This window comes from Limosilactobacillus mucosae, from assembly GCF_046939755.1.
GTDB classification, from domain to species: domain Bacteria; phylum Bacillota; class Bacilli; order Lactobacillales; family Lactobacillaceae; genus Limosilactobacillus; species Limosilactobacillus mucosae_A.
In genome coordinates, this window is sequence record NZ_JBKZAY010000066.1 from 1 (window position 1) to 1,329 (window position 1,329).

1 rRNA gene is annotated in these 1,329 nt (G+C 53.8%); it reads right to left on the reverse strand.

The features are described from left to right. Positions 1-63 precede the first annotated feature (63 nt). Positions 64-1,329: ribosomal RNA gene (locus ACLUWI_RS10085) — 16S ribosomal RNA — on the reverse strand; the annotation flags it as partial.

Genomic DNA, 1,329 nt, shown 5'->3' on the forward strand with positions numbered 1-1,329 from the left:
GGTAAACCCCTCAAAACTGAACGCAGTTTCAACGAATGTGCAGGTTTCCGATTAATTCCTTAGAAAGGAGGTGATCCAGCCGCAGGTTCTCCTACGGCTACCTTGTTACGACTTCACCCTAATCATCTGCCCCACCTTAGGCGGCTAGCTCCCCGAAGGGTTACCCCACCGACTTTGGGTGTTGCAAACTCTCATGGTGTGACGGGCGGTGTGTACAAGGCCCGGGAACGTATTCACCGCGGCATGCTGATCCGCGATTACTAGCGATTCCGACTTCGTGCAGGCGAGTTGCAGCCTGCAGTCCGAACTGAGAACGGTTTTAAGAGATTAGCTTGCCCTCGCGAGTTCGCGACTCGTTGTACCGTCCATTGTAGCACGTGTGTAGCCCAGGTCATAAGGGGCATGATGATCTGACGTCGTCCCCACCTTCCTCCGGTTTGTCACCGGCAGTCTCACTAGAGTGCCCAACTGAATGCTGGCAACTAGTAACAAGGGTTGCGCTCGTTGCGGGACTTAACCCAACATCTCACGACACGAGCTGACGACGACCATGCACCACCTGTCATTGCGTTCCCGAAGGAAACGCCCTATCTCTAGGGTTGGCGCAAGATGTCAAGACCTGGTAAGGTTCTTCGCGTAGCTTCGAATTAAACCACATGCTCCACCGCTTGTGCGGGCCCCCGTCAATTCCTTTGAGTTTCAACCTTGCGGTCGTACTCCCCAGGCGGAGTGCTTAATGCGTTAGCTGCGGCACTGAAGGGCGGAAACCCTCCAACACCTAGCACTCATCGTTTACGGCATGGACTACCAGGGTATCTAATCCTGTTCGCTACCCATGCTTTCGAGCCTCAGCGTCAGTTGCAGACCAGACAGCCGCCTTCGCCACTGGTGTTCTTCCATATATCTACGCATTCCACCGCTACACATGGAGTTCCACTGTCCTCTTCTGCACTCAAGTCTGACAGTTTCCGATGCACTTCTTTGGTTAAGCCAAAGGCTTTCACATCAGACTTATCAAACCGCCTGCGCTCGCTTTACGCCCAATAAATCCGGATAACGCTTGCCACCTACGTATTACCGCGGCTGCTGGCACGTAGTTAGCCGTGACTTTCTGGTTAGATACCGTCACTGCGTGAACAGTTGCTCTCACGCACGTTCTTCTCTAACAACAGAGCTTTACGAGCCGAAACCCTTCTTCACTCACGCGGTGTTGCTCCATCAGGCTTGCGCCCATTGTGGAAGATTCCCTACTGCTGCCTCCCGTAGGAGTATGGACCGTGTCTCAGTTCCATTGTGGCCGATCAGTCTCTCAACTCGGCTACGCATCAC